The following is a 25,314-nucleotide window of genomic DNA, read 5'->3' as shown; positions in this document are numbered from 1 at the left end:
CCACCCTGCCCCGTCCAGTCAGTCGCGGCGGTTCTTCCAGCGGACCATCTGACGCAGGACGCCGTGCAGCGTCTGCACATCCGCCTGTGTCAGCGGCATGCGCGACCAGAGGTTGCGCAGGTTCAGCTTCATGGTGTCGGCCTTGTGCGCGGGAAAGAAGAACCCGGCCTCGTCCAGCCGCTCCTCGTAATGTCCGGAAAGCTTCTCGACCTCGATCCCGGTCGCCCATTGCGTGCCCGCCATGTCGGTGCGTTCGGGCGCCGTCTCGACCGTGTGCCGCCGCCATTCATAGGCGCAAAGCAGCACGCACTGCGCGAGGTTGAGCGACGGGAAATCCGGATTGACGGGCACATTGATGATGGTGTTCGCCCGGACGACGTCATCGTTCTCCAGCCCGGCGCGCTCGGGGCCGAAGAGCACGGCGACCTTCTCTCCGCGCCCGATCATCCCGGCCGCCATCTCCATCGCGCGTTCGGGCGTGACCACCGGCTTGGTCAGGCCACGCGGGCGGGCGGTGGTGGCGAAGACATGGGTTCGATCCTGCAGCGCCCCCGCGGTGCTGTCGAAGATCCCCGCCTCGTCCAGCAGGCGCCCGGCGCCGCTGGCCATGGCGACGGCCTTCTGGTTCGGCCAGCCGTCGCGCGGGCTGGTGATTCGCATCCGGTCGAGCCCGAAATTCCACATGGCACGGGCGGCGGCACCGATGTTCTCTCCCATCTGGGGACGGACGAGGACGAAGACGGGCTGGGACATGGGACCTCCGGTGGAACTGCCGCCTGTTAGCGCTGCCGCGCCCCGGGAACAAGCCTTTGCGCGGCCTCGCTTTCACAGGTATACCGCCGCAACTTGACGGAGATTCCCCATGGCCGATACCGAGCAGCCGCAGCTCTATCTCATTTCGCCCCCCGATTTCGACCTGAGCGGTTTTGCCGAGACCCTGGGCCGCGTCCTGGACGGGGCCGAGGTGGCCTGCGTGCGCCTGGCGCTCGCCTCGCACGACGAGGGCGAGATCGCCCGCGCCGCGGATACGCTGCGGGACGTCTGCCATCAACGGGACGTGGCCATCGTCATCGACAATCACATCCTGCTGGCGGAACGGCACGGGCTGGACGGGGTCCATCTGACCGACGGCGCCCGCTCGGTCCGGAAGGCGCGCAAGCAGCTGGGGCCGGACGCCATCGTCGGAAGCTATTGCGGAACCTCGCGGCACGACGGGATGACCGCCGGCGAATCCGGTGCGGATTACGTCAGCTTCGGTCCTGTCGGCGCCTCGTCTCTGGCGGCGGGCGAGACGGCGGAGATCGAAATCTTCGACTGGTGGTCGCAGATGATCGAACTTCCGGTGGTGGCCGAAGGCGGGATGACGCCGGAACTGATCGCGCAGCTGCGGCCCGTCACCGACTTTTTCGGAATCGGAACCGAGATCTGGGCCGAGGACGATCCGGCCGCAGGGCTGGCTGCGCTGCTCTCACCCTGAGATTTGCCGCTCGGCCGGCATGCCGTCCCGTACGATCCTCTCGCAGGCGCGGGCCAGGGCCTTGCGGTCGGGATAGTCCGCGACCTTGACGGGCGGATGGTAGATCACCTCGACCGCCCCCTGGGGACTGGCGCCCAGGACCTGCACGAGGTGCCAGCCAAAGCTCATGTCGCCCCACCAGCCGTAGAAGGTCGGCGCCTTGTCGGGCGGGGCGCGGTAGATCACGGTGACCGGCTGGATCTTCAGGTTACGGTGTAAGTCCGCCTCGAAGAACGCCGCGAACAGCGTGGTCTTGAACGGCAGGACGCGCATCGCGTCGGTCGAGGTTCCCTCGGGAAAGAACAGCAGCTTGTGGCCCAGGGCCAGCCGTTCGCTCAGGTATTGCTGCTGCCGTTTCGCCTCGCCCCGCACCCGGTTGATGAAGATCGTGCCGGTGGCCCGCGCCAGCCAGCCGATGCCGAACCAGCCGCGCACCTCGGCCTTGGAGACGAAGAAGACGCGCTTGGCCGCATGCAGGGCGAATATGTCGGTCCAGGAGGCATGGTTCGACACGATGGCGCCGTGATCGGTCATCGGCCGCCCGGTCACTCGCAGGCGCAGGCCGGAAATGGCAAAGAACATGCGGCAGACGAACTGCGTGAGGTAGGGCGTCACCGGACGGCGCATCCCGTAGATCCACCGCTCCGGCTGCCGCAGGATCAGCAGGATGCCCAGGCTGCCGAAGCAGACGATGCCGAACGGGATCGCGCGCAGCCAGAACCGCACCAGCGTCGCCCAGCCATGAGGCGCCTGGTCGATACCGACCGCGTCCGGGTTCCAGGTCATCGGCCGCGTCCGTACAGCCGCGCCTGTGTCTCGCTCAGCCGCGTGGTGTCGAGGATCAGGCAGACGTCGGTGGTGTTGAAGGCGTGGTCGACATAGGCGCCCTCGCCCACGAAGCCGCCGAGCCGCAGATAGCCCTTGATCAGCGCCGGAACCGCCCGCATCGCGGCGGCGCGGTCCAGATCATGCTCGGGCACGAGGTCCATGCTCTGGAAGTCCTCGGGCCGGGTGCGGACCCGCAGGTCGGCCGGCGCGAGGTGGCGGTGGTGCAGAAGGGACAGGGGCTGGGCCAGCGCCCCGACGTCGGTGCCGTGAAAGGAGGCGGTGCCGAACAGCACCTCGACCTCGCGCTCGGTCACGTAGTCCGACAGCGCCGACCACATGTGGAACATGCCGGTTCCGCCGCGATAGTCGCGGTGCAGGCAGGAGCGGCCGAGTTCGAGCAGGCGGCGCCCCGATCGGCGCAGCACCGAGAGATCGTATTCGTCCTCGGAATAGAACTGGCCGGCCTGCGCCGCGCCCTCCTCGGTCAGCAGCCGGTAGACCCCCACGACCTGCTCGCGTACCGCATCCCCGCGGGAGAGGTCGAGCAGGAGCAGGTGGTCGAAATACGGATCGAAACGGTCACGTTCGAGTTGCGCATCGTGATCGACCATGGCGCCGTCGCTGCCCAGTTCCTCGACGAAGACGCGATAGCGCAGGTGCTGCGCGGCCGCGACCTCGGTCTCGTCCCGCGCGAGGCGGACGGCAAAGTCGGGTTCGGCTGCGGGCCTGGGCTGAGTGTGTCCGGTCATGTGGGGCTGAGGTTTAGGCAGCGTGCCGGGAAAGCGCAATCCCCGGCGGCCGCCCCACTTTTCACCTTCTGTTAACCAATATGAAAGGATTGTCGGAGCAGGATGATCTGGCTGAACTGTCAGGCGTAGTATGGGACCAAAGCCACACGCGATCCGTCGATCACCACCTTTCCCGCCTCGGGGAAGTTGACGGTGATCCGTCCGTCGATGTTGGATTGCACCTGGCCCACGCCCCAGTCCGGCCGGTCGGGATGAGTGACGCGCATGCCCGGCTCCAGCAGGGCGTTGAGGTCTGACATTCCGGCTCCTTCAGGGTTGGCGCGAGGAAAGGTTCATGACGCAGGATAATCAAAGGCTCGCCGCTCTGATAGGGTCGCGGATCTGCCATGACCTGATCTCGCCCGTGGGGGCGATCCAGAACGGCGTGGAACTGCTCGCGATGGAGCGGCAGGCCGGTCCGGAACTGGCGCTGATCGAGGACAGCGTGAACAACGCCTCGGCCCGCATCCGGTTTCTGCGAATCGCCTTCGGGCTGGCGGGGGCCGGTCAGCCGATGTCGCCGCAGGAGATCTGCGGCACCCTGTCGGACATCGGCCGGGCCGGCCGGATCCGCCATGACTGGATTCCGGTCGAGACCTGCACGCGCCGCGAGACGCAGGAGGTCTTCCTCGCCATGATGTGCCTGGAAAGCGCGATGCCCCGCGGCGGAACGATCTCGGTGGCGACCGGCGGCCAGGGCTGGACGGTCTCCGGGCCGGCGGATCCCGACCGGCCCGATCCGGCGCTGTGGCGGATGCTCGCCTCCAATGCGGTCGGCGTCGCGGATGTGGTTCCCGCGCAGGTCCAGTTCGCCTTTCTCAGCGGCCAGCTGGCCGACCGGGGCGTCGCCGCCCTGGTCGTGACGGCGGGCGAAGGCATCACCATCCGCCTGCCCGCCTGAACCTATGAACGGACCGTGCCCTTCCCCGCGACCAGATACTTGAAGCTGGTCAGCTGCTCGGCGCCCACGGGGCCGCGCGCGTGCATCTTTCCGGTGGCGATGCCGATCTCCGCGCCCATGCCGAATTCGCCGCCATCGGCGAACTGGGTCGAGGCATTGTGCATCAGGATCGCGCTGTCGAGCCGTTCGAAGAAGTAATCGGCGGCCTTCTGGTCCTCGGTGATGATGGCGTCGGTGTGGTTCGAGCCGTAGGTGCGGATGTGGTCGATCGCCTCGTCCACGCCATCGACCAATTTCGCGGCGCAGATCATGTCGAGGAATTCCCTGCCGTAGTCGTCCGGGTCGGCCGGGACCACGCCGTCGTGCCTGGCCAGTTCCCTGTCGCCGCGCACCTCCACCCCGGCGGCGGCGAGCGCGTCGGTCAGGATGGGCCCGTGCTGCGTGTAGAAGCGCCAGTCGATCAGCAGGCATTCCATCGCCCCGCAGATGCCGGTGCGGCGGGTCTTGGCGTTCAGCACGATCTCGACCGCCATGGCCGGGTCTGCGGTGGCGCCGACATAGATGTGGCAGATGCCCTCGAGATGGGCGAAGACCGGCACCCGCGCCTCGCGCTGGACGAGGCCGACAAGGCCCTTGCCGCCGCGGGGGACGATGACGTCGATATGGTCGGTCATGGTCAGCATCTCGCTGACCGCCGCACGATCGCGCGTCGGCACCAGCTGGATCGCGCTCTCGGGCAGGTTCGCCTGTTTCAGCCCGGTCACGAGGCACTGATGGATCGCGGCGGAGCTGTGGAAGCTCTCGGACCCGCCGCGCAGGATCACGGCATTGCCGGACTTGAGGCAAAGCGCGCCGGCATCGGCGGTCACGTTCGGGCGGCTTTCGTAGATCACGCCGACCACGCCGAGCGGCGTGCGGACGCGGCGGATGTTCAGCCCCGAGGCCATGTCCCACTCGGTGATGACATCGCCCACGGGATCGCGCTGCTCGGCCACCGTGCGCAGGCCGTCCATGATGCCGCGGATGCGCTCCTCGTCCAGCCTGAGGCGGTCGAGCATGGCCGGAGAGAGGCCCTTGCTTACGGCATAAGCCATGTCTTCCTCATTGGCCGCGATGATGGCGTCCCGGGTCTTCCAGACCTCGTGTGCGGCGCCGATAAGGGCAGCGTGCTTGCGCTGAGGAGACGCGAAGGCCAGCTCTGCCGCGGCTGCGCACGCATCCTCGCCAAGCTGCTTCATGACCTGAGGAATGTCGTCCAAGTCCTTCATAATGCGTCCTTTCACTCAACCAATGCCAGGAAGGCAAGATCATCCCTGTGCACCAATGCCGCCCGGCCGGGATAGCCGAGCAGCGCCTCGATCTCGTCCGAGCGGTGCCCGGCGATGCGCCGCGCCTCGTCGGCAGTGTAGCGGGTCAGGCCCTGCGCCAGAACCTCTTCGTTCGGGCCCGTCAGTTCGACCGGATCGCCACGGCCGAACCGCCCCTCGACCCGGGCGACACCGGCGGGCAGGAGCGATCGCCCCTGCCGCATCGCGCGTACCGCGCCGTCATCCAACACCAGCCGCCCTCTGGGCTTCATCGAGCCGATCCATCCCTTCCGGGCGGTCTGCGGGTCGCCCTTGGCCTGGAACCAGGTGGCGTTTGCCCCCTCCTCGAGTGCCCGCACGGGGTTCATGCGAAAGCCGTGCGTGATCGCCATGGCGCAGCCCGCGGCGGTGGCGGTCTTGGCGGCCATGACCTTGGTCTTCATGCCGCCCTTGGACAGGCCCGACCCCGCATCCCCGGCCATCGCCTCGATCTCGGGCGTGATCTGGACCACCCGGTCCAGCCGCCGCGCGGTCGGGTCGATGTTGGGATTGGCCGTATAGAGCCCGTCCACATCCGACAGCAGCACCAGCCGGTCCGCGCCGACGGTGACCGCGACCTGCGCGGCGAGACGGTCGTTGTCGCCATAGCGGATCTCGTCCGTGGCGACGGTGTCGTTCTCGTTGACGATCGGGACAACACCGTAAGTCAGGAGTGTCTGCAGCGTCGCACGCGAGTTCAGGTAGCGCCGCCGGTCAGCGCTGTCCTCGAGCGTCACGAGCACCTGCCCGACCTTGATCCCGTGGCGGCCGAGCGCGCCGGAATAGGCAGCTGCCAGGCCGATCTGACCGGTCGCCGCCGCGGCCTGCGCCTGTTCCAGCGACAGGTCGCCGAGCCCGAGGCCCAGCACCCCCCGCCCGAGCGCGATGGAGCCGGACGAGACCAGCACCACGTCGACACCCCGCGCGCGCAGCATCGCCACGTCCTCGGCCAGCCCGCCAAGCCAGTCGGCGCGCAGCAGACCCGTCTCGCGCTCGACCAGAAGCGCCGAGCCGATCTTGATGACCACCCGGCGCGCGCCGGAGAGGCCGGTGTCGGTCAGGGCTGCCAAGGCCGGTCCTCCCCCGCGTCCTCGGCGCCCTGGCGAAGCCGGTCCTCGCTGATCTCGGCGCGCAGCGCGCGCAGAACCTCGGTCACGCCCTCGCCGGACGAGCCGGACATCATCATGACCGGACCGCCGACCGCCTCTTCGAGGAACTCCTTCTGCATCTCGCGCAGGTCCTCGTCGAGACTGTCGACCTTGTTCAGGACGGTAACGCGCGGCTTGTCGGCCAGCGCGCCGCCATAGGCCTCGAGTTCGTCGATGATCGTCCGATAGTCCTCGGCCACATCGTTCGACGTGCCGTCGATCAGGTGCAGCAGGACGGCGCAGCGTTCGACATGGCCAAGGAACAGGTCGCCCAGCCCCCTGCCCTCGGACGCGCCCTCGATCAGGCCGGGAATATCGGCCACGACGAATTCCGCCCCGTCCACGCCCACGACGCCGAGGTTCGGGTGCAGCGTGGTAAAGGGGTAGTCGGCGATCTTGGGCCGCGCATTCGAGGTCGCGGCCAGGAAGGTGGACTTGCCGGCATTGGGCAGGCCGAGCAGCCCGGCATCGGCGATCAGCTTGAGCCGCAGCCAGATCGTCCGCTCGACGCCCTCGAGCCCCGGATTGGCGCGGCGCGGGGCCTGGTTGGTCGAGGTCTTGAAATGCGCATTGCCGAAGCCGCCGTTCCCGCCCCTGGCCAGAACGACCCTCTGGCCAAGCTCGGTCATGTCGGCAATCAGCGTCTCGCCGTCTTCCTCGAGGATCTCGGTGCCGACGGGCACGCGCAGGACGATGTCGTCGCCATCCGCCCCCGTCTTGAGCCGCCCGGTGCCGCCCTTGCCGTTCTGCGCGAAGAAATGCTGCTGATAGCGAAAGTCTATCAGAGTGTTCAGCCCCTCGACGGCCTCGACGATCACGTCGCCGCCGCGGCCGCCGTTGCCGCCATCCGGGCCGCCGAACTCGATGTATTTCTCGCGCCGGAACGACACGCAGCCGTTTCCGCCCGACCCGGACCGGATGTAGACCTTTGCGAGATCGAGGAACTTCATCTTTCTCTCCTGCCGCAAAGGTCGCTTAGCTCAGCGTGACCCGCGGCTCAATTCAGTTTTCGGATATAGGTCCAGGTGGGGACCTTGGCGTTGCGGGCGACCGAAAAGCTTTCGGCATCGCCCACGTACTGGAAACCGGCATTCGTGAGGACGCGGGCCGAGGCCGGATTGTCCTGAAAGACGCTGCCGAACAGGGTGTCGTCGTTCAGCGGGTTGGCATCGACCAGGGCCTGGACGGCGGCCGAGGCGAGACCGGTGTTCCACCAGGCCGGCGCCACCCAGTAGCCGATTTCCGACTGCGACCCGCCGCGCGGTCCCGGATCCATCCGTTCGAGGCTGATCAGGCCCTTGAGTTCCGCCCCGCCAAAGGGCGAGGCATCCATGACCCAGACCAGTTCCCCGCCCAGGCCGCTCATCGCGCGGGCAACGAAGGCATCGGTGGAGCCGGGCGGGAGCGGATGCGGAATCGAAGTCGTCATGCGGGCCACACGGTCGTCGGAACCGTAGAGCTCGATGAGGCCGGAATCCGACCGGCGCACGGGGCGCAGGACAAGGCCGTCGCCCTTGATCTCCGGAACGAGGTTCATTGTGCCTTCCATGACGTCACCCTCCCTTCGGGCTCCCTAACGTCAAAGGGGACCGGCGCTTCCGCCGATCCCCTTCTGATGTGTCATCAGCCTAAGGTCGGCTTACTCGGCGGCCTCCGCCGCTGGCAGCACCGAAATGAAGGTGCGGCCCTTGAGGCCCTTGTGGAACGTCACCTGACCTACGACGGTCGCAAAGATGGTGTGATCCTTGCCCAGGCCCACGCCTTCGCCCGGCCACCACTTGGTGCCCCGCTGACGGCAGATGATGTTGCCCGGGATGACGGCTTCGCCACCGTATTTCTTGATGCCGAGACGGCGACCGGCGGAGTCGCGACCGTTGCGGGATGAACCGCCAGCTTTTTTATGTGCCATGTGTCAGACTCCTCTTACTTCGTCTTTTCCTTGGCCTGTTCGACCCAGCCTTCACGCTCGATCCGGCCTTTGAAAGACAGTTTCTCGTCCATTTCGGCGATGTCCGCTTCGGTCCATGCCGCGATCTGCGCGAAGGTGGTCACACCGGCCTCGTGCAGCTTCTTCTCGAGCGCGGGGCCGACGCCGGACAATTCCTTGAGGTCGTCCGCGCCATCGGTCTTGGCGGCCTTCTTCGGCGCGGCCTTCTTGGGCTCGGCCTTGGGGGCTGCCTCGGCCGTGGCTTCGGGGGCCGCATTGTGCACCTCGGCCGCCAGTTCGGCCTCTTCGGTCTTGTTGGTCATGGTGACCTTGGGACCGGGGGCGCCGAGCGCGCTTGCGCCGACAGCCGCCTTGACGCCGGACTTGCCCGCGCCCGAGGCCAGGATGTCGGTCACCCGCAGCAGGGTGAGCTGCTGGCGGTGGCCCTTCTTGCGCTGCGAGGAGTGCTTCCGGCGGCGCTTGACATAATGGATGAGCTTGTCGCCCTTGATCTGATCCACGACCTCGGCCTGCACGCCGGCATCGTCGACCAGAGGCGCACCGACGACCAGATCGTCGCCACCCACCATCAGAATCTCGTTGAACTGGACTTTCTCGCCGGCATCGGCTGCCAGCTTTTCCACGCGGAGCATGTCGCCGGACTTGACGCGATACTGCTTACCGCCGGTCTTGAGGACCGCAAACATCTGTGTCTTCCTTCTCTACCGCGTCCTCTGGCCCCCGCATGGGCGTTTCCGGGTTGACCCGCCGTCGAACTGCGCGCCCTGCTAGGGCGAATTGTCTATGGCCCGCGCGGGCGGAACGCCTGCCGGGATGCGGGCTGATACGTAGGATTCCCATGCAAGTCAAGGGGTCGCGGCCCCTAGATGTCCTTGGCCGTAAGCTGCCGCGCCACCGCCAGCCCGAGGGCGTGATACTGCTGAACGTACATCTCTCCGAACCCGGCGAAGAGCGCCCGGTTCAGCCGCTGTCCGGCCTCGGTCCGGGAGAAGTCGATATAGGCCCGTATCTCGTCGTCGGCGAGCGGGCGATAGGCCGTGGCGAGATAGGCGCGCAGCCATTCCTCGGTATCTGCGCGGTTGCCTTCGGCATCGCTCCACACCCGGTCGAGGATCTCCTGTTCGCTCATCGCGAAGAGCTCGGCCTGCGAGAGGCCGGACAGGAAGGCCACGTTGGTGTTCATGGAGCCGGAGGTATTGAGGGCGACAAGGTCGTTCACCGCGATGAACTCGTCGATCAGCGCGATCCTGTCCTCCGGCACAGCGCCCTCGCGCACCAGATCGCGCGCGGCCTCTTCGGTGTCGCTGTCCAGAAAGGCCCGGCGCGCCGTCATTTCGAGCGCCACGATCCGCTGGCCCAGCCGGGATTCGAAGAAGGACAGCATCGGCTGCGGATCGGCATCCTCCATGTCCGAGAAGAACGCCGCGCGCATCACATCGCTCATCGCCTCGGGGTCGTAGATGCGGGCCACCGTGCGGGTCCAGCTGCCGTCCGCCCGGTCGGCCAGGTAATCCATGGCGATGTCACGGGACATCGCCCGCCCCTCGTCGCGCATGATTTCCAGCGCCTCGCCCAGTCCGAGCGCCGACCACAGGCGCTCGCGGTCTTCCTGCGTCGCGACCGGCGGTGCGTCGGTCCGGGCCGCCGCCGGCAGCGCGGGCATCGCGGCGAGGCAGAGCGCAAGCAGGAGACCGCGCAGCATGGCTAGAGCTCCTGCCCGGGATTGAGCTCGCCCAGACGGCTCGCCACCTCTTCGAACCGGTCCGCCATGATCTCGTACTGCACGGCGTTCATCAGTTCGTAGACCTCCTGCATCAGGGGGTGTTCCAGCGCCTCGGTATAGGCTTCGAGGTCCGCGTTGGAAAAGTCGCGATAGGTCGCGGCCGAAGCGGCGAGCCCCGAAATGCGCATCGCCTCGATCGTCTCCTCGGCCTGTTCCGCCTGGGCCGCGCGCAGCCCCTCTTCGTCCAGGCGGAGCCGGATGACGCCAGCCTGCTGCGCCGCCATGAGAAAGCGGATTTCCAGTTCGTGCGCCGCGCGCAGGCTCTGCTCGTCAGACCCGATGGCATCGAGCATGCGGCCCAGGATCTCGACGCGCTCCGGATCCTCGTCGCGCAGGTCCGCCAGCAGCCGCCCCCCCTCGTCTCGCTTGTCGTCGCGGTCGCGCATGTGGCTGGCGTTCTCGGCCTCGACCAGTCGCCGGCCCAGGTCCGAGGCGTAGAAGTCGGCCGCATGGGCCAGCGCCGCATCGTCGAGCGTCTGGGACAGGATGTCCAGAGCATCGGCCTGCATGTCCTGCACGTCGAAGACATCCTTCGCCATCAGCGTCCATTGCGCGCCGAAGTCCGCGGCCTCGAGGCCCAGCATCCGCGGCGCATCCTCGGCCGAAAGCTTGATGCTCTCCAGCGCGACGTCAAAGCCGGTCACCGTCAGGAACGCCCTGAGCTTGTCACGATCGGCCGCGACCGCCTGCGCGGCCAACAGGGTCAGGACCACCAGGGTCAGGGTCATGCTGCGAAGGGTGAGGGCAAGTCGCATCACGGTCGGCACCTCGGATTGTTCGGTTTGTCGGGAATTGCTGCTTTACGCTGCAGAAGTTAGGACAAATCCGGGCGGACGCAATGCAAAAGGCCCCTTGCGCGGCATCACAATCGCCGTTAGGTAGCGCCTCCAGACCCCCGCGGAGAGGTGCCGGAGTGGTCGAACGGGGCGGTCTCGAAAACCGTTGACCCTTCACGGGGTCCCAGGGTTCGAATCCCTGTCTCTCCGCCACAACATCAGCCTATCGACCTGATGTTGTTGGCAATTTTGTCACTTCCCTGCCAACTTTCCCACACTTGTTCCCACGTTCGGCAGGTCTTTGAATGGCCTCGGTCAGTCCTCTAACACATCGTCGCCAGACACGCCCGTGATCAATGCGCGCTGGCGTTCCCGGCTGATTTGGCCGTAACTGCGCAGGGTGGTCAGCACATCGGAGTGACCGAGGTTCTGCGCTGTGGCGACGATTTCCGCGACCGAATTGCAGTTCTTCGCCGCGTGGCGGGCGAGCATGTGACGGAAGGCGTGTGGGCCGAAACTATCCAGCTTGGCGACTTGGAACGCGGTGTTGACGATCTTTCGGACGGGTTCCGTGCTTTTCCACGGGCGACGGTCGAAGCCTTCGGCGACAAAGCCAGTGCTGGCGTGCGTCGCGATGGCTGTGGCGGGGAACAGCGGGTCATGCGGGCCATAGAACGCTTCGTCTTCCAGGTAGGTGATCCAAGCGCGCAAGGCGGCTTCGGCCTCGGGGAAGCCTTTTGCAAAGAACGTATCGATGCGCTTGCCGAATTTCGTCGCCACTTCGCGCGGATTCTGCGTCACGGATTTCTCGTCCAGATCGACATGCCGGAGGCGCAGGCTGATTAATGCGCCCACACGGATGCCGGTCAGGCAGAGCATGGCAAAGACAGCCTTGTCGCGCATCTCGCGCGGGGTGGTCGAGGGCATTAAGTCTAGCGCGTGTTTAGCCTGCTTAATGCTAAGAGCCGGACGGCGAGACGATGCACGGGCTTCGGCTTCGTCGCGGCGCGACAGGTTGAAGTAGTCGGCATCTGGCGCTCTGATCCGGCTGCGGAAGCCGTCTTGCTGGGAAAGCCAGATCGTGAACTCGCGCATGGTGGCCATGATCGCGCTGGTGGTGGATTTGCTGAGGGGTTTGCCGGTCGCGCCCTTGGCCCGTTCTAAGTAGGTGCGAAAGCCCATCGCCCATTCGATGTGGAACTTTTCGGAATCCTTGCGCCCATTCCAGACGTCGAACCGTTCCAGCGCGGCCAACTCCCGGTCGAGTGTCTTGTCCGACAGTTGGCGCGCATATTTGCGGTAGTCCAAGAAACGGCGCTTCAAGCGTTCGTTCTTCTCAAGAGGCTGCTTGGCCATTCTGGCTTCCTTTCAGACTTTCAGAGGGGCAAATCGGATGCCGAATGGAAGTGGCGCGAAGTGGAAAAACACGGGGAGCACTGTCCACTACCTTAGTTATAACTGCGCCAGGCACCGCCCACGCGACGCGCCAGCCCGTCGCCCGCGTCCATTGCGACCGCCCCGACCTCCTCATAGAGATGCCGGGTGGCCTCTGACCAGACAATCCGCTCAGCCCGGACCTGCGCGAGCGCACCATCGGCCAGCACCACGGTCGGCGCGGCATCCTTAATGATCTCGTCAATCCGCCGGAACCGTCCCTCCATGTCGAGGAATCGATGCCCCGGCGTTACGGTCAACTCGCGATCCTCGCCCCCCAGACGCCAGGTCAGTCTCGTTGTGGAACAGCCGCACCACCCGCTTCGGAACCAAGGCACCACCGAGATCGGTCGAGGGGTCAAAGGCAAGGACGAGGTCTCCCGGGACTGAGGAGTCGATGGATTCGTGGCCGTCAATGGTCAGGACAGCCGTCCCGGATAAAACAATAGGAATGTCGATCAAGTTGCTCAATGATCTCATCGAGATGGTTCAAATCGTGGCTATCCAAGTTCAGCCGTACATCACGCCTCGCGTCGAGATATTCCTGCTGGGCGGGGGTTGCGAACACTACGTCACCGGAGTTTGAGACAGTATAGTAACGGCCCGAACTGCGATCATAAGTCCAAGTGCCAAAATTGTCGATCGAACCACCGATCTGGCCATTGGCCATAGTGTCGACCACGACCTCAAGAATTTCATTTTGAATGCTTGCTGGCAGATCTGCTCCAAGCACAGTTTGTATCACTCTTCGAGCTTCCGCAATTGCACCGCCAAGGCCGTTCAGAAGCTGGTACCCTTCTTACCCAATCACTGCTATGGTTGCTACTGCCGAGGATAGAATGAACTTCTCATATGAACCGGATCGCCGACGATCACCGACCCCACCGTTGCACCGCTACCGCCATACGGCAAATTCCAGTAGTAAAACGCGCCAGCCCAACCGCCGATTGTCTGCCCACCGATATTCAAAGCTGAGCCAATGTCGTTATTCAGCATGACGGCCATTGTGGGAATTTGTCCGCTGTCGGCGATGTCTGAGAGCACATTAAGAGCGATCGCGTTTGATGGGTTTGAGAGATTTGCGGACACGCCATCAAGAAGCAAACCATACTGTGAGTACGTGAGAATGAACCTCCCAGGCAAGTCGTTTTGTGCCGAAACGTGAATACCGTTCATCCTGTTAATTATGGAGGCCTGCTCAAACTAGAAACGTTGCGCAGAATCAGCGGGAAGATAGGTCGCAATTCGGTCGTATGCTTGATAATAGCTTTGACCGGAGCTGATGATGTTCTCGATGTAGTTTATGTCGGAAAGAGTAATGTCAGTCATTAGACTTTATCTCGTAAGGCTTAAACTTCCACGACAACACCAGAGCCACTGTATTGTCAACTATCGACCGCCAAGCTTCATTTTCATAACTGGTAGCTGGCGAAGATGGGAATTCAAGGTAAAGCTCGAGGCGGGATTTGCGATGAAGGATGTAACCAAAGCAGCCGGGATTTGGTGCAGCCATTTCGCCGAGCCAAGGACTGCAGTCCATGTCAACAGCAATATCTCCATCGTCACCATATATCGAGTAATAGGCCCTACCAGTTGGCCGCTCGACATGATTTCGTGGCAGCCTCGGAGAAGGGCCTTCTCGATATCCAACAGCGCTGGCTCTACTTTTAGATCTTGTGCGCTCAAACCGCTTAGCCAATGGCCATTCATTAATATTATCTACATTTGGTAACGTCCAAGAAAATTTTACAACTATTTGTTCATTTCTAAAACCTTTGGGTTTAATTATGAAGTCAGGGTTTCGTCCCTTCGCCTCGAAAGGCGCATCCTCTTCCCGTTGAGCTACGCCACTGGAAAAATACTCCTTTGGTAGCGGTAATCCGCTTGGAAGCATGTAAGCAAAATCGCCCGGCCCACCGGGTAGTCCGTATTCAGAAATGGCTGGGGTGCTGCTGACCCACGTTTCTTCCTCTGAGGGAGAGAATGGAGTGCTAAGGTATCTTTCGTAAGTTAACCTGAGAGGCAAAAGTTCAGACTGGGACATGGCGCGCGCGATGTACCCTGCGGGAAGAAGAATCCACCTCCCCGAGTAACTGAGTAATACTCTGTCTGATGCCAGTGTGGAGGACACAGCTTCGGTTGACCAAGCCAGGTCCGTTAAGTCAGGCATCACGCCATCCGCAACACTTGGGGTGGAACCTGACAATAGAATTCCGGCAACCAGGAGTGACTGCGATACCTCACGCCAGAAACCTCGACGAATGACGCAATTTCTCCGCTTCGCGAGATCGAAGAGGCGTGTGATGCCAGCGCAGACGTGCTTGCTTTGAGCAATGCCCAATGATAGGCTATCCGCTCTCAAGGAAACGCAGTAAATGCTAAAAGTATCGAAACAAGACTGCCTTGGGAGACTATAGCGCAACCCGATCATGGCTTTGCCTTCAATACAGAATACTCAGCCAATACTACCGGATATGGTTGCCCGGCCGCCTCTGGCATTCGCTTTTCAAAAACGCGAACCGCCACCGGTTGCAGCGTCGTCGCTCCCGGTCGCCGCATGTCCGGCACCTGCGCATACTTGATGTGGAACCGCCTCGCCAGTATCGCGGGCATAACCAGTGACTCGATCTCGGACACATTCGTCTCGCGACCCGCGGGGTCCTCCGTCATCAACCAGACGATCTCGCCCAAAATCTCGGCCACTGTTTTGTCCGCTACCGGATCGACCGGTTTTGAAGCAGATTCTAGGCCGCCTGTTCCCTTCGGTGCGTCGCCTTCATTTGCCATCGTTCACCTTATTTGAGGAATACGGCAATCTAGAACTGCCGTATTGATGAATTGTCCGCGTCGAAAAACAACATGCCGATTCTGCTCGAGCGAGCACTGAGCAATATTCTTCCTTTGAGCTTCTGAGCCAACACGCTGACGAAGCCGTGCAGGACCACGCTCCGCTTCGTATGGGTGGTACAGCAACGTGGATCCTTGCCAAAAATGTATCGACGTTCAATAACTTGTTTGGGGAAGGTTCGACATCAGTCTACGTCCTCCGTCACTTAGCCGCTATATTTCTTTGTTACAAAAAAAATTTGGATTTTCTTCTATCGCGTTCCCAATTGCAATCCCGCATGTACCGATGCCTTAGTCAGCGTTGGGGCTCAGTCATCCAGCAAGTCGTGGCCAGACCCGCCTGTGGCCAGTGCACGCTACACCACAAGCGCGCACTGAGCAGCGGACAGATTGCATAAGGCTGTTCAGAGGCCGGACGAGTAGGCCCAAAACTGCCGCCAGACACACAGTCAGGAATGCTGTAGATGGATGTCACCCTGTCTTCCCGGAGGACGGAGCTACAACATTTGCTGATTTCGTGCGGTGGGTGGCGATGGTCGCCCAAGCCTCCATCAGCTTGCGTCGTTTGTCGAAAAGGTCTGAGCGGGCATAAGTGGCTTCGGCCTTATCCTTGATGGCGTGCGCCAGCGCCGCTTCGATGACTTCGCGGGGGAAGCCGGTGGTTTCCCCCGCCCAATCGCGGAAAGTTGAGCGGAATCCATGGACGGTGATGTCGTTGCGCTCCATGCGGCGCAAGACCGCGGTCACGCTCATGTCGGATCGGCTTTCCAGGTTTGGTCTCGCTTCCGAAGATCAGCGCATCGTCGGGCGCAGTTTCGGCGCGCTTTCCTAGCAGGGCCAAGGCGGCATCGGTCAACGGCACGCGGTGTTCCTTCGCCGCCTTCATTCGCCCCGCTGGGATGGTCCAGACCTCTGCGTGTAGATCGACTTCGCCCCACGTCATACCTCGGGTCTCGCCAGACCGCGCTGCCGTCAGGATCGTGAAGGCCAGCGCTCGCGCGGCAACACCTTCCCGCTCGGCGAGGGCAGTCATGAAGTCCGCAATCTGCGCGTGAGGCAACGCCGGGTGATGCACGACCGCGCGCACCTTTTTTGGCTTCGGCAGGAGATGGTCCAGATGTCCGCGCCAGCGGGCCGGATTGTCGCCGGTTCGATTGCCCAGCGCGGATGCGTAGTCGATCACGGCTTCGACGCGCTGGCGAACCCGATTGGCGGTTTCCGGCTTTTCTGCCCAGATCGGGGTGAGCGTGGAAATCACGTCCGCCGTCTCGATCTTGGCGACCTGAACCGCACCGATCTTCGGAAAGACGTAGGACTCCAAGGTGGCTGTCCATTACGCCGCGTGCTTGGCGTTCTTCCAACCGGGACGCTTGCTTGCGATGAGTTCGAGGGCGGCTTCGCGGAATGTCTTGGGCTTTGCCTGTTGTTTCTTTGTGATCGGGTCTTCGCCTTCGGCAATGAGGCGTCGCGCCTCCATTGCACGGTCGCGGGCCATTGCGAGGCTGACATCAGGATAAGGGCCAAGCCTGAGATCACGCCGCCGTCCTTGCACCTGATAGCGCAGCACCCAGGACCGTGCGCCAGAGGGCTTTACGTAGAGGAAAAGACCGCGTCCGTCGCTGTGACGTCCTGGTCCTGCCGTTTCCGCCTTGCGCGCGCTGAGAGGCATATCGTTCCCACATTTATTCCCACACTTTGACATGGCTTAGGGCGGACGTGCGCGAACTACAATGGACAGGGGCGAATTTAGTTCTTTTTCCTGTGCTAGTTATTTGGATTTCCACGAACTCTCGCGGCCGCCAGAGGGCACGGGTTCTACGGACTGCCTCTCCGCCACTAACTACCTGAAATGGCCTCTTTCCGCTTCCACACGCGAGAAGGCAGAAATTCTTCGGGCAAGGCAGACATCGGCGTATCATGCCGAATTTTCGGCGCCCCGCATGCACCGACTATGCCGGGTCGGCGTCCATACCCGCCCGGCACGCACGTGATCAACACGGCTTAGAACGACGAAAGCCTCGCCATTTCGGGCGGGACTCTCGTAGGCCATGACAAGGGCCCTGTATCATAGACCGACATTGCCGTCGGCGTAGGCGACCGCTTGCTGCTCCTGAGTGAGGTAGCGGAAGTAGTAGCGCTCGGTCGCGAACTTGTGCCGCAGGTCGTACATTCGGCGGGCTGATCGGCACGCTGCTGTCGGGGCTGACCTACCAGCTTGGTGGCCTGCCCCTTGTCCCGGGCGCGGCGGCGGTGATGGTGGCCCTCTCCGCGCTCACCTCGGGCCGACCGAGGGCGCCGGAGGCAGCGGCGGCCTGAGCCGCCGCCCCCTTCAGTCCTGTCGGCGCACGCGGTTGCGCAGGATGCCGATTCCCTCGACCTCGAGTTCGACCACGTCCCCGTCGTTGAGGAAGACCGAGTGCTCCAGCCCGCAGCCGTCGTTGACGGTGCCCGCGCCGATCACCTCGCCGGGATGGAGCGCCTCGTCCCGGCTGATGAAGGCGATCATGTCGTCGAAGCCGTGCAGCATCGCGGACATGTCGGTGTCCACGTAGACGCTGCCGTTGATCCGCGCCTGCGTGCGCAGCTTGCGCGGGTTCGGCACCTCGTCCGCCGTTACAATCACCGGACCAAGGACATTGCCGCCGTCGAAGCTCTTGCCCTTGGCGGGCCCGAGCATGCCCTGCATCTCGACAAGCTGGGTGTCGCGGGCCGAGAAATCGTTGAAGATCGTGTAGCCGAAGACGTGATCGAAGGCGTCCTTCTTCGCGATGTCCTTGCCGCCCCGCCCGACGACGCAGGCGACCTCCAGTTCGAAGTCCATGGCCTGCGAATACCGCGGCCAGAGCACGTCCTCGTCATGGCCGCGCACGCTGAAGCGGTTGGTGATGTAGAAGATCGGCTGCTGGCGATAAACCTCGGGCACCTCGCCGAGCTGCGGGTCCGGGTCGGGCTTGCCCTGCATCTGCGCGGCCAGCTTCTGCATCCCCACCGGGGCCTGCACGATATGGCGCGGAAAGGTCGAGGCATCACGAAACTGCGGCGGCACCGGGATCGGCGACAGCAGGCGCAGGCCCTCCATGCTCCGTACCGGGCCCGCCGCCTCGGTTTCGCGCGCAAGGTCCAGGCCGGGCGCGCCCGCCTCGATCAGTGACAGCATGTCGGCCAGCTCGGGGCGGCCGGTCGCCGTCAGGTCCACCATGCCCTCGTTCGTGACCGCGCCCAGCCGGGGCCCCTGCCCGACGTCGAAGGTTGCCAGTTTCATCGCTCTCTCCTCAATCCCTGATAATCGCGATGGGCCGGCACCAGCCTGCGCTCGCGCCCTTGATCTTTACCGGGAAGCACTGCACCTCAAAGCCCGTCGCGGGCAGCTGTTCGAGGTTGGCGAGCTTCTCGATGTGGCAATAACCGCGCACCATGCCGGCGCGGTGTCCTTCCCAGATCAGCCCGGCGTCACCGGTCTCGGCCACCTTCCTGGCGGTGTGGATGAAGGGGGCGTCCCAACTCCAGGCATCGGTGCCGCAGACCCGCATACCGCGCTCGGTCATCCAGCAGGTGGCCTCGTGACCGATCCCGCAGCCGGTCGCGACGTAGTGCGGCTGGCCATAGGCCGCGCCAGCCGCGGTGTTGACCAGCACGATGTCGCCGGGCTGCAGGTCGTGGCCGATGCGCGCGAACTCCGCCTCGACTTCGGCCGCCGTGACCACGTGCCCGTCGGGCACCTCGCGGAAATCCAGCTTCACCCCGCGCCCGATGCACCATTCCAGCGGCACCTCGTCGATTGTGATCGCGCGTTTCCCGCCATCCATTGTGGAATGGAAGTGATAGGGCGCGTCCAGGTGCGTGCCGTTATGCGTCGACAGGCTGACCTTTTCGACCGCCCAGCCTTCGCCGCCGGGCAGGTCCTCGCTTTTCACGCCAGGAAAGAAGTCGAGGATCTGCTGCGCGGTGACGTCGTGGCCGAAGTACTCGATCTCCGGGTGCAGGCCCGGCGGGTCGGCGTATTTCGTGTTCTCCAGCGGACGGGCGAGGTCGATCAGTTTCATGGCAGTCTCCGTCAGCGGCCGATCAGGCCGGTTGCGATGTCGGGGATCAGGATCACGGCGGTCAGAACGCCCGCCATGATGAGGGCAAAGGGCGCGGCGCCGCGGAACACTTCGCCGAGAGTCACGCCCTCATGTCGCAGCGTGGCCTGCACGACGAAGACCGACAGCCCCAGCGGCGGGGTCAGCAAGCCGATTTCGACCGCGAGCACGGTGACGAGCCCGAAATGCACCACGTCGATCCCCAGCTCCTGCGTGATCGGAAAGGCCAGCGGCACAGTCACCAGCATGATCGAGGAGCTGTCGAGGATCGTCCCCATCGCCGCCACGATCAGCGCGAAGAGGAACAGGAACCCGAGCGGCCCGATCCCGCTGGCCACGACCCATTCCGTCACCGACGCCGGCACACCCGAGAAGGCCAGCATCCGGCTGTATATCGACGCACCCACGATCAGGAAGCAGACGGCAGCGGTGATGTGCCCGGTCTGCACAGCGATGCGCCAGGCCCCCGAGGTGCCGATGCGGCGCATGGCAAAGGACAGGATCAGCGCGGCGGCGGCGCCGACGGCCCCGGCCTCGGTCGGTGTGAAGAAGCCGGTATAGATTCCGCCCAGCACCACCCCGGCCAGTCCCAGCACCGGCAGCATCAGGGCCGAAGGGGTCGTGTCATCGGCGCCGCCCAGGGTCTTCGGTCCGTCGAACAGTTGGGGACGAAAACGCCCCAGCACCGTCAGGTAGACCCCGAAGGCAAGCGCCAGCAGCAGCCCCGGCCCCACACCGCCAAGGAACAGGTCTCCCACCGAGCTGTCGGTGAGAATGGCGAAGAGGATCAGCAGGAGCGACGGCGGGATCAGCATCCCCAGCACGCTGGAGCCCGCGACGGTGCCGACCGCGATCGAACGTTTCGTGCCGGCCGCCACCATCTGCGGCACCGCGACCTTCGAGAAGACCGCCGCCGAGGCGATCGAAATGCCGGTGATCGCGGCGAAGACCGCGTTCGACAGCACGGTGGCCACCCCCAGCCCGCCGCGCCAGCCGCGCGTGCTGCGCGCGATGATCGCGAAGGTGTCGCGGCCAAGGCCCGATTCACTGACCGCCAGCCCCATCAGCACGAATAGAGGCACCACGCCGAAGGTGTATTCCGCGATCGAGTCGGTGCCCGCGAGGGCCACGAAGTTGAAGGCGAGCGCCGCCTTGCCCGTCAGCGCCCAGACCCCGAGGAACGACACGCCGGCCAGGGCGATCGCCACGTGCAGGCCTGCATATATCGCCACGCCGATCCCGGCCAGCGAAAGGTATCCGATCATCAGGCTGTCCATCAGGCGGCCACCTTCCGCGCCGCGTGGACCGCCGAGATCAGGAAGGACACCGCCAGCAAAACCGATCCAAGGGCGACGATGGTCAGGAAGGGCCAGACGGGCATCTGGAAATGACCCGCGATCCCCTCCATCTCGCCCCGTTCGAAGGCGCGGGTGGCCTTGGGCCAGACGGCCCATGCCAGCATCAGCGACACGGCCACGCCCGCCAGCTGCGCCACGAGGTCAAGCGCCGCCCCCGCCCGGGGCGCGCGCTTTGTGAGCAGGCCGAGCAGCCCGTCCGAACGGATCAGTTCGCCGTTCCGGTGTGTATGCGCCACCTGAAGGAAAACGATCCCGACGATCGAATACTTCACCATCTCCGGCACCCCGGCGATCGGCGCGAGGAAGGCGTTGCGCCCGATCACGTCCGACAGGATCAGCACCATCAGGAGCAAGATCCATGCCGTCGCCGCCACGTTGGCTGCCGACATAATCCCGTTGGCGATGCGCTGCGCGAGGGCGCGCGGGGCGCCCTCCTCGTCCGGTCCGGCCTGCGTCACGGCTTACTCCACGGTCCAGTCGCGGGGCAGATCGACGCCGGCATCCTTGAGGCGCTGCATGTAGGTGTTCACCACCTCGGACCCGGCAAGGCCCTGCCCATCGAGGTTGCGCGCCCAGTCACCGGCGATATCCGGCAGCGCCTGCGCCCACTTCTGACGCTCTTCGGCCGGCAGCGTCGCGATCGTGGCGCCGCCCTCTTCCATGGTCTTGAAGGCCGCCTGCACGCGCTGCTCAAGCCCGGCGCGATAGGCCTCTGCGAAGGCGTCGACACCAGTATCGATCGCCGCCTGCACCTCGTCCGGAAGCTCGTCGTACCAGCTTTTCTTGGCGACGATGGCGCCGGCGTATTGCGCGCCGAAGCCGGTGCGGGTCACGTGCGGCGCGACCTCGTGCAGCTTTGCGGCGGCGGCGGCGGTCGGGAAGACGATGACGCCCTCGGCCACGCCGGTCTGGATGTCGTTGTAGTAGGTCGTCAGGTTGCCCGAGACTCCGACGGCACCGGTACCCTTCAGCCAGTTCACCGCGGGTCCGGGCGCATTGATCTTGCGGCCCTTGAGATCGTCCAGGCTGTCCACCTCGAAGGTGGTCATCAGCAGGTAGTCCTCGAGCCCAAAGCCGCCGCCGAGGTACTCCATGTCATGCTCTTCCCAGAGCTTGCGCATGTCCGCGATGTCCTCGTGCATGCCGTCCACGGTGTCGAAGACGATGTCCACGTCGGGCGACCCGAAGGGCGTGGCATAGGTCACGTTCTGCAGGCTCAGCAGCGACGGCTCGAACAGCGAGCTGACGATACCGATCTGGGCCAGCCCGTCCTCGATCGCCTCGAGCTCACCGCCGACCTTGGCCAGCGTGCCACCGTAGGCTTCCATCCAGTCGATGGAGTGTTCGGTCCCCTCCAGCTCGGCGTTGACGGTCGGGATGAAGGTCTCCGACAGGGTCTTCACCCAGAGGAAGACGGGCGGGTGCCCCGCGACCACAGTGGCGTCGAAGCTCTCGGCCTGTGCGGCCGGGGTCAGGATCGCGGCAGCGGCACAGGCCGCAAGGCCGCGGCGAATCGGTGTGACAAGTTCCATGATGTTCCTCCTCTGGAGCCGCCTCCCCGCGGCCTTGGCAAACTATCTGTACGAGCGTATAAATTGTCAAGAGATGAGGGAGGTCACATGGAAGAGGCCACCACCGACGGCCGTGTCCTGCGGGGAGAGGCCACGCGCGAGCGGGTTCTGGACGCCGCCGAACGGCTATTCGCGGCGGAAGGATTCGACGCGGTCTCGATCCGCCGGATCGCCGCCGAGGCGGGGGTCACGCTTGGGGTGGTCGGGTTCCACGGCGGCTCCAAGCAGAAGCTGTTCCGAACCGTGCTTGAGCGCCGGGTGGAGGCCCTGAATGCCGCGCGCCGGGCAAGGCTGGCCGAGCTGAGGGCGCAGGATGTCCCGCTTGAGATGCGCGACCTGGTGGATGGCTACCTGACGCCTTACCTCGACCAGGCCTCGCGCGGGGATCCGCAATGGCGCGCCTATGCCCGGCTGATCGCCCGCATCGTCAGCGACGACCGCTGGTATCCCGAGGTCGGGGGCCTCTATGACCCCGTGGCGCAGGAATATCTGGACGCCATGCATGAACTCCGCCCCGAGGTCCCGCGCAGGGAACTTGTGACGGCGCTCACGCTCACCGTCGCCTCTATGCTGTCGCTGGTGGCGAGCCGTGCCCGGATCGCCGGGCTGTCGGGCCGCGAGGCCGGCGGTCCGATGGACTATCGCGAGACGCTGATCACCTTCTGCCTCGGCGGGATCGAGGCCGTCGCGGCGCGCGGGCGCTGACCCTCAGCGCAGGACGCAAAGCTGTCTTGCTGCGGCGGGAAGGACGGGTGATCAACATGAAGAAGGCCCGGAGGATTCGCAACGAGTCGGGCCTTCAACTGCGCTTCCAGTGCCAGAACCATGCCGGTCCCGCCGGCCTATTGCCGCCTCGCCCTCCGGCTGGTAGCGTCTCAGCAGAATCCGTTGGGGTGCCCGTCCGGGCTGAGAGGCGCAAGCCAACCCATCGAACCTGATCCGGGCAATACCGGCGGAGGGAACGGAGCACGATCTGGCGCGCCGATTGCGGCGGTCATTTCTTCCTCCCTCCTGCTGGCGGAGGAAGAGATGAAGCCAATTCCAACCGCATTGACCATCGCGGGGTCCGACAGCGGCGGCGGCGCGGGCATTCAGGCCGATCTCAAGACATTTTCCGCGGTCGGCGTCTACGGAACCAGCGCGATCACCGCGATCACCGCGCAGAACACCCGCGGCGTCTTTGCGGTCGAGGCGATTTCACCCGAGGTGGTCGCGGCACAGATCGCCGCCGTGCTGAACGACATTCCACCACGCGCGATCAAGATCGGCATGCTGGCCTCGTCCGAGATCGTCGGTGCGGTCGCCTCGGCGATCGAAGGATACGACGGCCCGGTCGTTCTCGATCCGGTGATGGTGGCCAAGTCCGGCGACGCCCTGCTGGCCGAAGAGGCCGAGGCGGCGCTGATCGAACGGCTGCTGCCGCGCGCCGACGTGCTGACGCCGAACCTGCCCGAAGCCGCGCGCCTGCTGCGCCGCGAGCAGGCGCGCGAGCCTCGGGAGGTCGTCAGCCAGGGCCGGGAATTGCTGGCGCGCGGTGCGCGGGCCGTCCTGATGAAGGGCGGCCATGCCGAGGGGCCGACCTGCATCGATCGCCTGATGACGGCGAAAGGCGCGCTGGCCATGGAACAACCCCGGATTGCCACCCGCAACACCCACGGGACGGGGTGCAGCCTGTCCTCGGCGATCGCGGCCGAACTGGCGAAGGGGGCCGGCGTGGAGGCGGCGGTCCGGCGGGCGCAGAGTTGGCTGCACGGCGCGATCGGCGCAGCGGACGGGCTCGGCCTCGGCGGCGGACACGGGCCGGTGCATCATTTTCACGAGGTCTGGCCATGACGCGGGCACAAGTCCTCGGCGCCGGGGTCGCCGGGCTCTGCGTGGCGACGGAGCTGGTCGCGCGGGGCTGCGAGGTGACGGTTCACGACCCGGCGCCGCGCCCCGGACCGCATGGCTGCTCATGGTGGGCGGGCGGAATGCTGGCGCCGCTCTGCGAAGGCGAGACGGCCGAAGAGCCGGTGGTGCGGCTGGGCCGGGAGGCCGCCGACTGGTGGGAGCGTCAGGGGGTGAGGGTCGACAGGCGCGGGACCCTCGTCGTGGCACTGGGACGCGACCGGAGCGAGTTGGACCGCTTCGCCCGACGCGTCCCGGAGCACGAGCGGCTTGATCCGGGCGGCCTCGCCACGCTGGAACCCGACCTCGCCGGCCGGTTCGACCGGGCGCTGCACGTGCCGGGCGAGGCGCATCTCGATCCCCGTGCCGCGCTGATCTGCCTGCGCGACAGGCTCGACCGGTCCGGCGTGACCTTTGCGACCGAACCCGGCGGCTCGGCGGATTTCACGTTCGACTGTCGCGGGCTGTCGGCGCGGGACGTGTTGACGAACCTGCGTGGCGTGAAGGGCGAGATGGCGGTGCTGCGCAGTACCGACATTCACCTGTCGCGGCCGGTCCGTCTGCTTCACCCGCGTGTTCCGCTCTATGTCGTTCCGCGCCCGGACGGGCTGTTCATGCTGGGGGCCACCCAGATCGAGAGCGATGACCGTCGCCGCAGCGTCCGCTCGGTTCTCGAACTCCTGTCGGCCGCCTACGCGCTGCACCCCGTCTTCGGCGAGGCCGAGCTCGTCGAGATCGGCGTCGATGCCCGCCCCGCCTTTCCCGACAACCTGCCGCGCATCCTGCGGCGGGGCCACACCATCCATGTCAACGGCCTCTTCCGCCACGGCTTCCTTCTTGCGCCGGCTCTCGCGCGCATGGCGGCCGAAGCGGCGCTGGAGGACACGCAACCGGAGTTGATGCATGAAGATCATGGTTAACGGTGCCGCGACCGAGGTCCGGGCCGGCACGCTTGCCCAGGCGCTGGACGAACTGGGCTATGGCGAGGCGAAGGTCGCTACTGCCGTCAACGAAAGCTTCGTGTCGACGGCGGCGCGCGGGCAGACCGCGCTCGAACCCGGCGACCGGGTCGAGATCGTCGCGCCGAGACAGGGGGGCTGA

General features: G+C 65.0%; 31 protein-coding genes, 1 tRNA gene and 1 riboswitch. Of the genes, 7 read left to right on the top strand and 25 right to left on the bottom strand.

Going from position 1 to position 25,314, the window contains the following annotated elements; translation table 11 throughout:
- Positions 1 to 18: 18 nt before the first annotated feature.
- Complete coding sequence (locus tag OB2597_RS06970) at positions 19 to 753, bottom strand: RNA methyltransferase (protein WP_009804834.1); 735 nt, start codon at positions 751 to 753, stop codon at positions 19 to 21.
- A 109-nt stretch (positions 754 to 862) separates the two neighbouring features.
- Between OB2597_RS06970 and OB2597_RS06965 the strand changes: the two genes are divergently transcribed.
- Positions 863 to 1,477 carry a thiamine phosphate synthase gene (locus OB2597_RS06965; protein ID WP_009804833.1) on the top strand — a complete coding sequence of 205 codons (615 nt, stop codon included), beginning with the start codon at positions 863 to 865 and terminating at the stop codon, positions 1,475 to 1,477.
- Here OB2597_RS06965 and OB2597_RS06960 read toward each other — a convergent pair.
- The 3 genes from OB2597_RS06960 to OB2597_RS06950 all read right to left on the bottom strand — a co-directional run bounded on the left by OB2597_RS06960 (position 1,469) and on the right by OB2597_RS06950 (position 3,392).
- Positions 1,469 to 2,302, bottom strand: coding sequence for a lysophospholipid acyltransferase family protein (locus tag OB2597_RS06960; protein ID WP_009804832.1), 834 nt, complete (start codon positions 2,300 to 2,302; stop codon positions 1,469 to 1,471). The two genes, OB2597_RS06965 and OB2597_RS06960, sit on opposite strands and share 9 nt — an antisense overlap.
- A complete protein-coding gene (locus tag OB2597_RS06955; RefSeq protein ID WP_009804831.1) occupies positions 2,299 to 3,093 on the bottom strand; it encodes a GNAT family N-acetyltransferase in 795 nt (264 codons plus the stop codon). The genes OB2597_RS06960 and OB2597_RS06955 overlap by 4 nt, the downstream gene beginning before the upstream one ends.
- Before the next feature lie 119 nt (positions 3,094 to 3,212).
- Positions 3,213 to 3,392 carry a DUF3553 domain-containing protein gene (locus OB2597_RS06950; RefSeq protein ID WP_009804830.1) on the bottom strand — a complete coding sequence of 60 codons (180 nt, stop codon included), beginning with the start codon at positions 3,390 to 3,392 and terminating at the stop codon, positions 3,213 to 3,215.
- 35 nt (positions 3,393 to 3,427) lie between these two features.
- On the opposite strand from OB2597_RS06950, the gene OB2597_RS06945 reads away from it, so the two are divergent.
- Positions 3,428 to 4,033, top strand: coding sequence for a histidine phosphotransferase family protein (locus OB2597_RS06945; protein ID WP_009804829.1), 606 nt, complete (start codon positions 3,428 to 3,430; stop codon positions 4,031 to 4,033).
- A 2-nt stretch (positions 4,034 to 4,035) separates the two neighbouring features.
- Here OB2597_RS06945 and OB2597_RS06940 read toward each other — a convergent pair whose 3' ends face one another.
- The 8 genes from OB2597_RS06940 to OB2597_RS06905 form a co-directional block, all read right to left on the bottom strand.
- Positions 4,036 to 5,301, bottom strand: a complete 1,266-nt coding sequence (locus OB2597_RS06940) for a glutamate-5-semialdehyde dehydrogenase (RefSeq protein ID WP_009804828.1) — start codon at positions 5,299 to 5,301, stop codon at positions 4,036 to 4,038.
- Positions 5,302 to 5,312: 11 nt separating this feature from the next.
- The gene (proB, locus tag OB2597_RS06935) at positions 5,313 to 6,449 is read right to left on the bottom strand and encodes a glutamate 5-kinase (RefSeq protein ID WP_009804827.1); all 1,137 of its coding nucleotides are present in this window, start codon (positions 6,447 to 6,449) and stop codon (positions 5,313 to 5,315) included.
- Complete coding sequence (gene obgE / locus OB2597_RS06930) at positions 6,437 to 7,477, bottom strand: GTPase ObgE (RefSeq protein ID WP_009804826.1); 1,041 nt, start codon at positions 7,475 to 7,477, stop codon at positions 6,437 to 6,439. The genes proB and obgE overlap by 13 nt, the downstream gene beginning before the upstream one ends.
- 47 nt (positions 7,478 to 7,524) lie before the next feature.
- The gene (locus OB2597_RS06925; RefSeq protein ID WP_009804825.1) at positions 7,525 to 8,076 is read right to left on the bottom strand and encodes a GNAT family N-acetyltransferase; all 552 of its coding nucleotides are present in this window, start codon (positions 8,074 to 8,076) and stop codon (positions 7,525 to 7,527) included.
- Between the two features lie 90 nt (positions 8,077 to 8,166).
- Positions 8,167 to 8,436: a 50S ribosomal protein L27 gene (gene rpmA / locus OB2597_RS06920; RefSeq protein WP_009804824.1), complete on the bottom strand. Its 270-nt coding sequence runs from the start codon at positions 8,434 to 8,436 to the stop codon at positions 8,167 to 8,169.
- 14 nt (positions 8,437 to 8,450) lie between these two features.
- Positions 8,451 to 9,161, bottom strand: coding sequence for a 50S ribosomal protein L21 (locus tag OB2597_RS06915; protein WP_009804823.1), 711 nt, complete (start codon positions 9,159 to 9,161; stop codon positions 8,451 to 8,453).
- A gap of 176 nt (positions 9,162 to 9,337) precedes the next feature.
- A complete protein-coding gene (locus OB2597_RS06910) occupies positions 9,338 to 10,177 on the bottom strand; it encodes a DUF2059 domain-containing protein (protein ID WP_009804822.1) in 840 nt (279 codons plus the stop codon).
- 2 nt (positions 10,178 to 10,179) lie between these two features.
- On the bottom strand, positions 10,180 to 11,013 hold the full coding sequence (locus OB2597_RS06905; protein ID WP_084658912.1) for a DUF2059 domain-containing protein: 834 nt from the start codon (positions 11,011 to 11,013) through the stop codon (positions 10,180 to 10,182).
- 144 nt (positions 11,014 to 11,157) lie between these two features.
- Here OB2597_RS06905 and OB2597_RS06900 point away from each other — a divergent pair.
- Positions 11,158 to 11,247: transfer RNA gene (locus OB2597_RS06900), tRNA-Ser, on the top strand.
- Between the two features lie 102 nt (positions 11,248 to 11,349).
- Here OB2597_RS06900 and OB2597_RS06895 read toward each other — a convergent pair.
- The 13 genes from OB2597_RS06895 to OB2597_RS06855 all read right to left on the bottom strand — a co-directional run bounded on the left by OB2597_RS06895 (position 11,350) and on the right by OB2597_RS06855 (position 22,287).
- Positions 11,350 to 12,390 carry a tyrosine-type recombinase/integrase gene (locus OB2597_RS06895; RefSeq protein WP_009804820.1) on the bottom strand — a complete coding sequence of 347 codons (1,041 nt, stop codon included), beginning with the start codon at positions 12,388 to 12,390 and terminating at the stop codon, positions 11,350 to 11,352.
- A gap of 92 nt (positions 12,391 to 12,482) precedes the next feature.
- Positions 12,483 to 12,728: a hypothetical protein gene (locus OB2597_RS06890; RefSeq protein ID WP_040609181.1), complete on the bottom strand. Its 246-nt coding sequence runs from the start codon at positions 12,726 to 12,728 to the stop codon at positions 12,483 to 12,485.
- 152 nt (positions 12,729 to 12,880) lie between these two features.
- On the bottom strand, positions 12,881 to 13,213 hold the full coding sequence (locus tag OB2597_RS21810; RefSeq protein WP_148234690.1) for a hypothetical protein: 333 nt from the start codon (positions 13,211 to 13,213) through the stop codon (positions 12,881 to 12,883).
- Positions 13,214 to 13,290: 77 nt separating this feature from the next.
- The gene (locus tag OB2597_RS21805) at positions 13,291 to 13,644 is read right to left on the bottom strand and encodes a hypothetical protein (RefSeq protein ID WP_148234689.1); all 354 of its coding nucleotides are present in this window, start codon (positions 13,642 to 13,644) and stop codon (positions 13,291 to 13,293) included.
- 145 nt (positions 13,645 to 13,789) lie between these two features.
- The gene (locus OB2597_RS21800) at positions 13,790 to 14,638 is read right to left on the bottom strand and encodes a hypothetical protein (protein WP_148234688.1); all 849 of its coding nucleotides are present in this window, start codon (positions 14,636 to 14,638) and stop codon (positions 13,790 to 13,792) included.
- A gap of 257 nt (positions 14,639 to 14,895) precedes the next feature.
- Positions 14,896 to 15,255, bottom strand: coding sequence for a toxin-activating lysine-acyltransferase (locus OB2597_RS06885; RefSeq protein ID WP_148234687.1), 360 nt, complete (start codon positions 15,253 to 15,255; stop codon positions 14,896 to 14,898).
- Between the two features lie 664 nt (positions 15,256 to 15,919).
- Complete coding sequence (locus OB2597_RS22395; protein WP_009804816.1) at positions 15,920 to 16,636, bottom strand: tyrosine-type recombinase/integrase; 717 nt, start codon at positions 16,634 to 16,636, stop codon at positions 15,920 to 15,922.
- 12 nt (positions 16,637 to 16,648) lie between these two features.
- Positions 16,649 to 16,984, bottom strand: a complete 336-nt coding sequence (locus OB2597_RS22390; protein ID WP_202944576.1) for an Arm DNA-binding domain-containing protein — start codon at positions 16,982 to 16,984, stop codon at positions 16,649 to 16,651.
- 660 nt (positions 16,985 to 17,644) lie between these two features.
- The gene (locus OB2597_RS06875) at positions 17,645 to 18,577 is read right to left on the bottom strand and encodes a fumarylacetoacetate hydrolase family protein (protein WP_009804813.1); all 933 of its coding nucleotides are present in this window, start codon (positions 18,575 to 18,577) and stop codon (positions 17,645 to 17,647) included.
- 10 nt (positions 18,578 to 18,587) lie between these two features.
- Positions 18,588 to 19,358, bottom strand: coding sequence for a cyclase family protein (locus OB2597_RS06870; protein ID WP_009804812.1), 771 nt, complete (start codon positions 19,356 to 19,358; stop codon positions 18,588 to 18,590).
- A gap of 11 nt (positions 19,359 to 19,369) precedes the next feature.
- On the bottom strand, positions 19,370 to 20,674 hold the full coding sequence (locus tag OB2597_RS06865; RefSeq protein ID WP_009804811.1) for a TRAP transporter large permease: 1,305 nt from the start codon (positions 20,672 to 20,674) through the stop codon (positions 19,370 to 19,372).
- The gene (locus OB2597_RS06860) at positions 20,674 to 21,213 is read right to left on the bottom strand and encodes a TRAP transporter small permease subunit (protein ID WP_009804810.1); all 540 of its coding nucleotides are present in this window, start codon (positions 21,211 to 21,213) and stop codon (positions 20,674 to 20,676) included. Before OB2597_RS06860 ends, OB2597_RS06865 begins: the two co-directional genes overlap by 1 nt.
- A 3-nt stretch (positions 21,214 to 21,216) precedes the next feature.
- A complete protein-coding gene (locus tag OB2597_RS06855) occupies positions 21,217 to 22,287 on the bottom strand; it encodes a C4-dicarboxylate TRAP transporter substrate-binding protein (protein WP_009804809.1) in 1,071 nt (356 codons plus the stop codon).
- An 87-nt stretch (positions 22,288 to 22,374) separates the two neighbouring features.
- Between OB2597_RS06855 and OB2597_RS06850 the strand changes: the two genes are divergently transcribed.
- The 4 genes from OB2597_RS06850 (at position 22,375) to thiS (ending at position 25,314) form a co-directional block, all read left to right on the top strand.
- Positions 22,375 to 23,031 (top strand): TetR/AcrR family transcriptional regulator, encoded by a 657-nt coding sequence (locus OB2597_RS06850; RefSeq protein WP_009804808.1) that lies wholly within the window; start codon positions 22,375 to 22,377, stop codon positions 23,029 to 23,031.
- A gap of 174 nt (positions 23,032 to 23,205) precedes the next feature.
- Positions 23,206 to 23,304: riboswitch (TPP riboswitch) on the top strand.
- 51 nt (positions 23,305 to 23,355) lie between these two features.
- A complete protein-coding gene (thiD, locus tag OB2597_RS06845; RefSeq protein WP_040609180.1) occupies positions 23,356 to 24,159 on the top strand; it encodes a bifunctional hydroxymethylpyrimidine kinase/phosphomethylpyrimidine kinase in 804 nt (267 codons plus the stop codon).
- Positions 24,156 to 25,133: an FAD-dependent oxidoreductase gene (locus OB2597_RS06840; RefSeq protein WP_009804806.1), complete on the top strand. Its 978-nt coding sequence runs from the start codon at positions 24,156 to 24,158 to the stop codon at positions 25,131 to 25,133. Before thiD ends, OB2597_RS06840 begins: the two co-directional genes overlap by 4 nt.
- A complete protein-coding gene (thiS, locus tag OB2597_RS06835; protein WP_009804805.1) occupies positions 25,117 to 25,314 on the top strand; it encodes a sulfur carrier protein ThiS in 198 nt (65 codons plus the stop codon). The genes OB2597_RS06840 and thiS overlap by 17 nt, the downstream gene beginning before the upstream one ends.

The organism is Pseudooceanicola batsensis HTCC2597, from assembly GCF_000152725.1.
Lineage (GTDB): Bacteria > Pseudomonadota > Alphaproteobacteria > Rhodobacterales > Rhodobacteraceae > Pseudooceanicola > Pseudooceanicola batsensis.
The sequence above is the reverse complement of the archived record's forward strand: the minus strand, read 5'-3'. Positions and strand labels throughout refer to the sequence as shown.

Bases quoted from the DNA above. Each gene is read 5' to 3' on its own strand.
- OB2597_RS06970 (WP_009804834.1), bottom strand. From the start codon at position 753: ATGTCCCAGCCCGTCTTCGTCCTCGTCCGTCCCCAGATGGGAGAGAAC.
- OB2597_RS06965 (WP_009804833.1), top strand. From the start codon at position 863: ATGGCCGATACCGAGCAGCCGCAGCTCTATCTCATTTCGCCCCCCGAT.
- OB2597_RS06960 (WP_009804832.1), bottom strand. From the start codon at position 2,302: ATGACCTGGAACCCGGACGCGGTCGGTATCGACCAGGCGCCTCATGGC.
- OB2597_RS06955 (WP_009804831.1), bottom strand. From the start codon at position 3,093: ATGACCGGACACACTCAGCCCAGGCCCGCAGCCGAACCCGACTTTGCC.
- OB2597_RS06950 (WP_009804830.1), bottom strand. From the start codon at position 3,392: ATGTCAGACCTCAACGCCCTGCTGGAGCCGGGCATGCGCGTCACTCAT.
- OB2597_RS06945 (WP_009804829.1), top strand. From the start codon at position 3,428: ATGACGCAGGATAATCAAAGGCTCGCCGCTCTGATAGGGTCGCGGATC.
- OB2597_RS06940 (WP_009804828.1), bottom strand. From the start codon at position 5,301: ATGAAGGACTTGGACGACATTCCTCAGGTCATGAAGCAGCTTGGCGAG.
- obgE (WP_009804826.1), bottom strand. From the start codon at position 7,477: ATGAAGTTCCTCGATCTCGCAAAGGTCTACATCCGGTCCGGGTCGGGC.
- OB2597_RS06925 (WP_009804825.1), bottom strand. From the start codon at position 8,076: ATGGAAGGCACAATGAACCTCGTTCCGGAGATCAAGGGCGACGGCCTT.
- rpmA (WP_009804824.1), bottom strand. From the start codon at position 8,436: ATGGCACATAAAAAAGCTGGCGGTTCATCCCGCAACGGTCGCGACTCC.
- OB2597_RS06915 (WP_009804823.1), bottom strand. From the start codon at position 9,161: ATGTTTGCGGTCCTCAAGACCGGCGGTAAGCAGTATCGCGTCAAGTCC.
- OB2597_RS06910 (WP_009804822.1), bottom strand. From the start codon at position 10,177: ATGCTGCGCGGTCTCCTGCTTGCGCTCTGCCTCGCCGCGATGCCCGCG.
- OB2597_RS06905 (WP_084658912.1), bottom strand. From the start codon at position 11,013: ATGCGACTTGCCCTCACCCTTCGCAGCATGACCCTGACCCTGGTGGTC.
- OB2597_RS06895 (WP_009804820.1), bottom strand. From the start codon at position 12,390: ATGGCCAAGCAGCCTCTTGAGAAGAACGAACGCTTGAAGCGCCGTTTC.
- OB2597_RS21805 (WP_148234689.1), bottom strand. From the start codon at position 13,644: ATGAACGGTATTCACGTTTCGGCACAAAACGACTTGCCTGGGAGGTTC.
- OB2597_RS21800 (WP_148234688.1), bottom strand. From the start codon at position 14,638: ATGCCTGACTTAACGGACCTGGCTTGGTCAACCGAAGCTGTGTCCTCC.
- OB2597_RS06885 (WP_148234687.1), bottom strand. From the start codon at position 15,255: ATGGCAAATGAAGGCGACGCACCGAAGGGAACAGGCGGCCTAGAATCT.
- OB2597_RS22390 (WP_202944576.1), bottom strand. From the start codon at position 16,984: ATGCCTCTCAGCGCGCGCAAGGCGGAAACGGCAGGACCAGGACGTCAC.
- OB2597_RS06875 (WP_009804813.1), bottom strand. From the start codon at position 18,577: ATGAAACTGGCAACCTTCGACGTCGGGCAGGGGCCCCGGCTGGGCGCG.
- OB2597_RS06870 (WP_009804812.1), bottom strand. From the start codon at position 19,358: ATGAAACTGATCGACCTCGCCCGTCCGCTGGAGAACACGAAATACGCC.
- OB2597_RS06865 (WP_009804811.1), bottom strand. From the start codon at position 20,674: ATGGACAGCCTGATGATCGGATACCTTTCGCTGGCCGGGATCGGCGTG.
- OB2597_RS06855 (WP_009804809.1), bottom strand. From the start codon at position 22,287: ATGGAACTTGTCACACCGATTCGCCGCGGCCTTGCGGCCTGTGCCGCT.
- OB2597_RS06850 (WP_009804808.1), top strand. From the start codon at position 22,375: ATGGAAGAGGCCACCACCGACGGCCGTGTCCTGCGGGGAGAGGCCACG.
- thiD (WP_040609180.1), top strand. From the start codon at position 23,356: ATGAAGCCAATTCCAACCGCATTGACCATCGCGGGGTCCGACAGCGGC.
- OB2597_RS06840 (WP_009804806.1), top strand. From the start codon at position 24,156: ATGACGCGGGCACAAGTCCTCGGCGCCGGGGTCGCCGGGCTCTGCGTG.
- thiS (WP_009804805.1), top strand. From the start codon at position 25,117: ATGAAGATCATGGTTAACGGTGCCGCGACCGAGGTCCGGGCCGGCACG.